The organism is Ferruginibacter sp., assembly GCF_031430955.1.
Classification (GTDB): domain Bacteria; phylum Bacteroidota; class Bacteroidia; order Chitinophagales; family Chitinophagaceae; genus Ferruginibacter.
This window is the reverse complement of sequence record NZ_JANPCM010000430.1, coordinates 1-7,984: the sequence shown is the minus strand read 5'-3', so window position 1 is coordinate 7,984 and position 7,984 is coordinate 1. Positions and strand designations below refer to the sequence as shown.

The following is a 7,984-nucleotide window of genomic DNA, read 5'->3' as shown; positions in this document are numbered from 1 at the left end:
TCTTGCCATAGCGTTTTATTACTGCGAAAAGAAAAACGGCACCTTGTCAGCCAGGGAAAAGATCCATACACTAAGTAAGAATATCGGCATTGCCGAAGTGGGTAATAAAGAAATAATGAATACCGTTTCTAACAAAAGGATACACGACTTTGAAGATGGTATAGAATATTATGCTGCCATAAATAATAAGTGCGATATAATTGTTACAGAAGATACCAACGATTTTTATTTTTCGGATATTAAGGTTTGTAAAGCACAAAGTTTTTTACAGGAATATTTATTTAAAAAAAAATGAACTCATTTTCTTTTACAATTGATGCTGCTTTTAAAAAGCTGCAAACAGAAACGGATAAAAAATTTACTGTTGTACTGCAACATGGCAGTATGCAAATCAAATATTTTGCACCCAAAATACAGATACACAACTGCCACACTTACAGGATGAAATTTATGTTATTGCTTCAGGCAATTCCAATTTTTTCAGAAATGGGAAAGCATCAGTTGTAAAACCGGAGATGTAATTTTTGTACCTGCTGGTATGGAAGATCGTTTTGAAAATTTTACTTCAGACTTTGCGACATGGGTAATTTTTTATGGGCCGCAGGGCGGAGAAAAAAATTAAACAGATTTTGTATCGTAAAAAATACCCTGCTCAGCATCCAGGATGTCGTTGTCTTTATTTGCATCAATTAGTTTTTTATACTCGTTTACTTTTATCCAATAAATTATCCAGCAAACTATAAAACCCAGAGATGCAAGCCCACCCAAAAAAGGAATGAGTACACACAGGCTGAGGATATTTTTAGCAAAGCCTATATTATATGTTGGCCGTTCTTCGCTAACCGGAATGTTTAACCTTTCACATTCAGCTTTTATTGAATCAGAGATATTGCTCACTGCAAAAAATTGCCAGATGTAATTAAACAAGGGAATTAATAACAACCATACCTGGCCTGGCGGCATTCTTCTGTTTGCCGGTATTATTGCTTCCAAAGTTTTTTGCAATGTGATAAGATAAAAGATTACAGGGATAATAAATAATGCCAATAAAATAAGTGTAAGTTCTGAACCTCCGGGCATGATTAATTTTTTTTGTTAAAATAAAGATAATAACATCTTCAAACTATTTATGTAATAATTTTTTCAACTCCTCCACTCCTTCTGTTGCAGGTTTTTCTATTAAATGCAAATTGGGATAACTATTTACTGCAGGTATTTTTTTATCAATAATAAATTTGGGTAAAAATGCAGGAGCATAATGTAATAACGATGCTGCAGGATAAACCTGCAATGATGTGCCCACTACAACAAAATAATCGCAATCGTGTAACAATGCAGCAGCCTTTTCCATCATAGGTACAGGTTCTTCAAACCAAACAATATAAGGACGAAGTTGTGATCCATCTTTTGCTAAATCACCTGCATTAATATCTCCTCTTATTTCATAAATGGTATGCTCATCATCTACACTTCTCATTTTAAAAATTTCGCCATGCAAATGCAACACCCTGGTACTGCCGCCACGTTCGTGTAAATCATCAATATTTTGTGTGATGATGGTAACATCAAAGTCTTTTTCCAGTTCGGCTAAACCAATATGTGCAGCGTTTGGTTTTGCTGCAGCCACATCTCTCCTTCTTTCGTTATAAAAGTTTAAAACCAACTGCGGATCTTTTTCAAAACCTCTTGGTGTAGCAACATCTTCTACATTATACCCCATCCATAATCCGTCACTGTCTCTAAAAGTTTTTAAGCCGCTTTCGGCACTGATGCCTGCACCGGAAAGAACCACAATATGTTTTTTATTCATTGGTCAAACTTACAAAATCTCTATTAAAAAAAACATGACAAGCAATCATCATTTTATTTTTTTACAACAGAAAGAGAACTTGCAGTATTAACAATTTGTATAAATTCATCTCTGTATCCATCTGCATCTTTTCCTTTTGCATTTTTCGCCAACCCAATAACATATTCATAAGAAGCATTTTGTTTGTATGCTGAATTTCTTAACAGCATCCCAAAAGATGCCACAGCAGCAGAAAAGCGAAAATTATTGGAGGTGTTTTCTAGACTTGTATTCTCATCTGTTACAGGATGTACAATAAGTTTACTTATATCCACATCAGGTTTTTTGTAGCGTAATTTGATAGTAAGTATTTCATTGGTAAAATTATTATTTACGGCAGCAGTAGTTTGATATTTCAACTCATCCACTTTTTCTGTAAACTCATCTTTAATTCCTGATGGAATAATTTCATACAAAACTGTTACGGTATGCCCTGCACCCAATTCTCCGGCATCTTTTTTATCATTATTAAAATCTTCTTTTTGCAACATTCTGTTTTCGTAGCCAATTAAACGGTATGCTGCAACTTTGGCCGGGTTAAATTCAACCTGTATCTTAACATCTTTTGCAATAGTAAATAAAGTGCTGCCAAATTCTTTTACCAATACCTTTTTTGCTTCATTAATGTTATCAATGTAAGCATGGTTACCATTGCCTTTATCTGCCAGTTGCTGCATTTTATTATCTTTATAATTGCCCATACCAAAACCAAGTACGGTTAAAAAGATATTACTTTTTCTTTCCTGCTCAATTAAATTTACCAATTCGTCATCGCTGCTGACACCAACATTAAAATCACCATCGGTAGCTAATATAACCCTGTTATTTCCATCTACAGAAAAATTTTCCTTTGCAATTTTATAAGCCAGTTTAATTCCTTCAGCACCTGCAGTGGAACCGCCTGCCTGCAAATTATCAATAGCTTCTTTAATTTTTATTTTATTGCTGCCCGGTGTGGAAGGCAATACTAAACCTGAAGCACCAGCATAAACAACAATGGCAACTTTATCATTTTTTCTTAACTGTTCAGTTAATAATTTAAGAGAAGATTGTACCAGCGGCAATTTATTCTCCTGATCCATTGAACCGGAAACATCAATTAAAAAAACAAGATTGGCAATTGGAAGATTTTGATTGGAAATTTCTTTTCCTTTTAAACCAATATGAACTAATCGATGTTTTTCATTCCACGGGCACCAAGATATTTCTGTATTGATGGCAAAAGGCTCATCGTTTTTCGGAGCAGCATAATCGTAGTCAAAGTAATTGATCATTTCTTCAATTCGTACAGCGCCTTTAGGTGGCATTGTACCATTTTGTATAAAGCGGCGCACATTACTGTAAGCAGCTTCATCTACATCAATTGAAAAAGTAGAAAGTGGATTTTGATTTGCCGAAAGAAAATCATTCTCTACAATGTTGTCATAATTTTCTGTATCGAATTCCCGATTTTCTTTTTGTATAGCTGCAGTTGAATCTGCACTAACTGCATGTACTTTGCTTAATTGCTCTACATTTTTTGAGCTGGTGCTTCTGTAAATATTATCACATGAAGCAAATAATAGCAATAGGATTGCACCCTTGTAAAAGGTTTTTAACGTAAACATAAAATTGATTTTTAGAATTAATAATAGAATACAGGATGCATCCATACCATAATGCACAAATCAATTAACAAGTAACCTTTACCAAATGTTAAATGAAACAGAAAGCGATTTTATTTGACCGTTGATTAAACAGATGTCGCAGAAAAAAATATTTTGTGAGTTTAGGATAGTAAAAAAATAATAAAAGTCCAAAGTTCCCAATTCAGGAACTATGGGGTTTCCGCCATCTCCATCACAATTTTCCACTCTTCATCTTTCACCGTTTGTACACTCAATCTTCCCAAGCGTACCAAATCCATATTTGCAAGGCGCTTATCTTTTTTAAGTATATCTAAGGATACCGCATTTTTTAATTTACGTACAGGTTTTAAATCTACAGCTACCCATCTTTCATCTTCGGTGGTAGGATCCTGGTAAGCTTCCTTTATAACTTTTGCAATGCCCACAATTTCTACTCCTTCGTTGCTGTGATAATATAAAACTTCATCACCTTTTTTCATGGCTCTTAAATTTATACGGGCCGCATAATTTCTTACACCACTCCAAAAAGTTTGTTTGTCTTTTACAAACTGATCCCAGCTGTACACTGAAGGTTCTGATTTTACTAACCAATAAGCCATAGTAATTGATAATGAAAATTAATGATAGATTCAAAATTATAGAATAATAACGACAATACATGTAGTACATAATATGCTAACACTCAATTTTTAAAATAGTTAAAACCATTTAACATCATTCGCCGTATGTAACCGGGGGGACACCCTTGTTTCTTTTTTCAAAAAAAATAAAATAATAAAACGCATGATTTCAAAATTAACTAAAACCATCCTTCCGGTTTTATTGCTTATGACGATCACACAAATTTCGTTTGCACAATCCGGAAAAGAAAATCCTATTACTACTGCAGTGCCTTTTTTAAGGCTTGCTGCCGATGCAAGAACCGGTGGTATGGGTGATGTTGGAGTTGCTACTAATCCCGATGCAAACTCCATGTTTTACAATGGCAGTAAAACTGCTTTTAACGATGCTACATACGGCATTGGTATTAATTACACCCCATGGCTTAGCGAATTGGATGTAAAAAATTTATATCAAATTTCTTTATCCAGTTTTTATAAACTGAACGATAAAGAAGCGATAAGCTTTGGCGTACGCAATTTTAGTATGGGTACTTTTACCACTACTGATAATTTAGGCCAGGAATTAGGAACTTTTAAACCCCATGATATTGCAGTGGAAGCCGGGTACTCCCGTAAACTTTCAACAAAAATGGGCGTAGGCATTTCATTAAGGTACATTGGAAGTAAACTTGCTGATAACAGTGCCAACAGTAATTACAAAAGTGGCAACACAGTTGCTGCAGACATTTCTACTTTTTACATGAACAAAGGATGGAATTTTGGCGCAGCCATTACCAACCTTGGCGGTAAAATAAATTATGGTGGTGGAGACAGTTACATTCCTGCAAATCTTGCACTGGGTGCAGCTTACAACAAAAAATTTAACGAAGAAAATAAAATTTCATTTGCACTGGATGTAAATAAATTAATGGTGCCCACTCCTCCCGATCCCACTGATGCAGCTAAAGTAGCCGCTTACGAAAACAAAGGTGTTGTCAGCAGCTGGTTCAGTTCTTTTGGTGATGCACCCGGTGGATTCAGCGAAGAAATAAAAGAATTTCAGTTAGGCCTTGGTACAGAATATACCTATAAAGATCAATTTAGTTTACGTGCCGGTTATTTTACCGAAAACAAACTAAAAGGCAACAGAAATTATTTAACTGTTGGCGCAGGTGTACAATATAAAGTTGCAGGCTTAAATTTTTCTTACTTAGTTCCAACAGGTAATAACACTAACACCAATGCTTTAAAAAATACCATAAGGTTATCGCTGTTATTCGATTTTAATAATGCAACCTCATCTAAATAATAAAAACCTAAAATTAAAATAATGAAAAAAACATTTTTCAAAACAAAGCAACTGATACTGGTGCTTGCCTTGCTTACCGGCAGCATTGTAACAAATGCATCAAGCCACAGGGAAGCACCGTTAATTTCTAACGATCCCTTGTGTGATAATACAGATGTTTATGCATTCCGCAGTCCTGATGATCCAAATACAATTACCATCATCGCCAACTATATACCTTTTCAATTGCCCGAAGGCGGACCAAACTATTATACATTTGGTACCAACATCCGTTATGAAATTCATATAAAAAATAAAACAACAAGTGCAGCGGATGATATACTGTACCGTTTTACTTTTTCTCAAATCAATCAAGACCCTACAACGTTTTTCAATATTCGTTTAGGTGCCCAAAATATTAAAACAACTTACATCTGCGAAAAAAGTGTGAATGGTGGTGCATTTACAACCGTTGTTACTAACGGTGTTGTACCTCCTGCAAACATTGGCCCACGCTCTATTCAAAGTACACCGGTTGGTTTAGGCGCTGCCAGTTACGATGCGTTAATTACTGCAGCAATCACCACCGCTACAAGTGGCGAAAGAGTTTTTTGTGGTCCGGTTGATGATCCGTTTTTTGTGGATTTAGCCGGTGCATTTGACGCTGGTAATTTTCGGCCCGAAGGCAATACTACCAATGCACCAAAAGATGGTTTAGCAAGATATAATGTACACAGTATTGCTTTAAAAATTCCTATTAATCTTTTGCAAAAAGATGGTAAAGCAGTATCGCAGGCTACAAATATTTTAGATGGCGATTTTGTAATCGGCGTATATGCAAGCGCAAGCAGACAGCAAATAAAAACAATTGGTGCCGGTGGTACAGTTGCTTATTCAGGTCCGTGGGTTCAGGTATCCCGTTTAGGTATGCCTTTAACTAATGAAGCAATTATTCCTGTAGGCATGAAAGATAAATGGAATGCTAATACACCTGCAACTGATTTACAATTTGCATCTTATTTTTCTAATCCTGAATTAGCATTGTATATGGACGATTCACAATTTGGTGGTGCCGTTCCTTCATTAAATGCATTAAGAATTCAAAATCACTCTTTAGGTGCTTATGATTTTAGAAATGGAAAAGCTGGTTTATATTCTTTAAAAGGTTCTGCTGCTGTAAAAGGTACCGCATTAGATGATGCTATTTTCGGAACAATATTGTTACCCGATAACAAAAGCCCGAGAGCAGTTGATATCTTACCAATTTTTTATACTGGTGTTCCAAACCTTGCGCCTTATCAGTTAGCAACAGGCAAAACTGGTGGCCCGCTTTCTCCAGGTAAACCTTTTATCAATAATTTTTTACCAACATTGGGTGATATGCTGCGTTTAAATATGGCAGTACCTCCCACTCCACGTAACGATCCTAAATTCAGCAGCCTTGGTATTGTAAATGCTGCAGTGTTAGGTCTTACTGATCCTGCATATAACGGCAGTACTTCAATTCAGTTTATTCCTAACATGGATGGTTTTCCTAATGGAAGAAGACTGGAAGATGATGTTACCACTATTGAACTGCAGGCAGTAGGCGGTGTTGCATTAGCGGCTATTGGTTTATGGTATGATGATTACAAATTAGATGGCAGCAGCCCGGTAACAACTAACCTTGTTAACGTGTTGAGTTTTTCTGCAGGGCCAACTAAAAACGATACCACATTTAAACCGGCATTTCCTTATGTGCAGGCACCATGGAGAGGATACGATTATACATTAAAAGCAAGGTTTTAAGAAAAACTATTAAATAATTATAAACACCAGATAATATGAAACAATATTTTAAAATACTTACTGCTCTGTTGCTTTGCACAACTGCATTTACAATGCATGCTTTAGCATCAAGCCACAGAGAAGCACCATTAATCAGCAACGATCCGCTGGCAGATAATACAGATTTATATGCCTTTCGCAGTCCCGCTGATTCAAGCAAAATAATTTTAATTGCCAACTATATTCCTTTTGAGCATCCGGCCGGCGGCCCCAACTGGTACACTTTTGGAGAAAACATCCGCTACGAAATTCATATAGATAATAACACCGCCACACCAGGTGATGATATTATTTACCGTTTTACTTTTACCCAGGTAAATGAAGATGGAACAACTTTCTTCAACATTCGTTTAGGTAAACAAAATTTAAAAACTACTTACCTGTGCGAAAGGAGTATTAACGGTGGCACATCATTTACATCTATAGTTACGGCTGGAGTGGTGCCGCCAAATAATATTGGCCCACGCTCTATTGAAGGTGGTGTGGGTTTAGGTGCAACAGATTATAATGCATTAATGACTGCAGCAATTGCTACAGCAACCAGCGGCGAAAAAGTTTTTTGCGGACCCGTTGATGATCCTTTCTTTGTTGACTTAGGCGGTATTTTTGACTTAGGTGATGCCCCTCGTCAAAATGGCGGTATCGTGCGTGACGGATTAGCCCGTCGTAACGTGCATTCTATTTGCTTGCAAATTGATATTTCAACTTTACAAAAAGATGGCAAAAATGCATCGCAAGCAGCCAATATTTTAGATGGCGATTTTGTGATTGGTGTTTGGGCAAGTGCCTC

Annotated in this window: 8 protein-coding genes and 1 pseudogene; 5 read left to right on the top strand and 4 right to left on the bottom strand. The window is 36.2% G+C overall.

All coding sequences use genetic code 11. The features are described from left to right. Both ACY65O_RS11970 and ACY65O_RS11965 read left to right on the top strand, forming a co-directional pair. A pseudogene (locus ACY65O_RS11970) lies at positions 1-295 on the top strand (twitching motility protein PilT); the annotation flags it as partial. Beyond that, positions 292-507: a hypothetical protein gene (locus ACY65O_RS11965; RefSeq protein WP_462221086.1), complete on the top strand. Its 216-nt coding sequence runs from the start codon at positions 292-294 to the stop codon at positions 505-507. The pseudogene ACY65O_RS11970 and the gene ACY65O_RS11965, both read left to right, overlap by 4 nt. Positions 508-618: 111 nt before the next feature. Here the strand turns inward: ACY65O_RS11965 and ACY65O_RS11960 are convergent, their stop codons facing one another. From ACY65O_RS11960 to ACY65O_RS11945, 4 genes are all read right to left on the bottom strand, one after another. Beyond that, positions 619-1,080: a hypothetical protein gene (locus tag ACY65O_RS11960; RefSeq protein WP_462221085.1), complete on the bottom strand. Its 462-nt coding sequence runs from the start codon at positions 1,078-1,080 to the stop codon at positions 619-621. Positions 1,081-1,123: 43 nt separating this feature from the next. Next, on the bottom strand, positions 1,124-1,810 hold the full coding sequence (locus tag ACY65O_RS11955) for an SIR2 family NAD-dependent protein deacylase (protein ID WP_462221084.1): 687 nt from the start codon (positions 1,808-1,810) through the stop codon (positions 1,124-1,126). A gap of 53 nt (positions 1,811-1,863) precedes the next feature. Then, a complete protein-coding gene (locus ACY65O_RS11950) occupies positions 1,864-3,456 on the bottom strand; it encodes a vWA domain-containing protein (protein WP_462221083.1) in 1,593 nt (530 codons plus the stop codon). 209 nt (positions 3,457-3,665) lie between these two features. Next, the gene (locus tag ACY65O_RS11945; RefSeq protein WP_462221082.1) at positions 3,666-4,076 is read right to left on the bottom strand and encodes an EVE domain-containing protein; all 411 of its coding nucleotides are present in this window, start codon (positions 4,074-4,076) and stop codon (positions 3,666-3,668) included. A gap of 184 nt (positions 4,077-4,260) precedes the next feature. Here ACY65O_RS11945 and porV point away from each other — a divergent pair, with 184 nt between their 5' ends. The 3 genes from porV to ACY65O_RS11930 all read left to right on the top strand — a co-directional run. After that, positions 4,261-5,388 (top strand): type IX secretion system outer membrane channel protein PorV, encoded by a 1,128-nt coding sequence (porV, locus tag ACY65O_RS11940; RefSeq protein WP_462221081.1) that lies wholly within the window; start codon positions 4,261-4,263, stop codon positions 5,386-5,388. Positions 5,389-5,409: 21 nt separating this feature from the next. Next, on the top strand, positions 5,410-7,155 hold the full coding sequence (locus ACY65O_RS11935; protein WP_462221080.1) for a DUF4331 domain-containing protein: 1,746 nt from the start codon (positions 5,410-5,412) through the stop codon (positions 7,153-7,155). A gap of 35 nt (positions 7,156-7,190) precedes the next feature. Continuing rightward, a partial coding sequence (locus ACY65O_RS11930; RefSeq protein WP_462221079.1) for a DUF4331 domain-containing protein occupies positions 7,191-7,984 on the top strand: 794 nt, incomplete at its 3' end.

Excerpts from the sequence above, each read along its gene's own strand:
- ACY65O_RS11960 (WP_462221085.1), bottom strand. The coding sequence starts at position 1,080 with ATGCCCGGAGGTTCAGAACTTACACTTATTTTATTGGCATTATTTATT.
- ACY65O_RS11935 (WP_462221080.1), top strand. The coding sequence starts at position 5,410 with ATGAAAAAAACATTTTTCAAAACAAAGCAACTGATACTGGTGCTTGCC.
- ACY65O_RS11955 (WP_462221084.1), bottom strand. The coding sequence starts at position 1,810 with ATGAATAAAAAACATATTGTGGTTCTTTCCGGTGCAGGCATCAGTGCC.
- ACY65O_RS11945 (WP_462221082.1), bottom strand. The coding sequence starts at position 4,076 with ATGGCTTATTGGTTAGTAAAATCAGAACCTTCAGTGTACAGCTGGGAT.
- ACY65O_RS11950 (WP_462221083.1), bottom strand. The coding sequence starts at position 3,456 with ATGTTTACGTTAAAAACCTTTTACAAGGGTGCAATCCTATTGCTATTA.
- porV (WP_462221081.1), top strand. The coding sequence starts at position 4,261 with ATGATTTCAAAATTAACTAAAACCATCCTTCCGGTTTTATTGCTTATG.
- ACY65O_RS11965 (WP_462221086.1), top strand. The coding sequence starts at position 292 with ATGAACTCATTTTCTTTTACAATTGATGCTGCTTTTAAAAAGCTGCAA.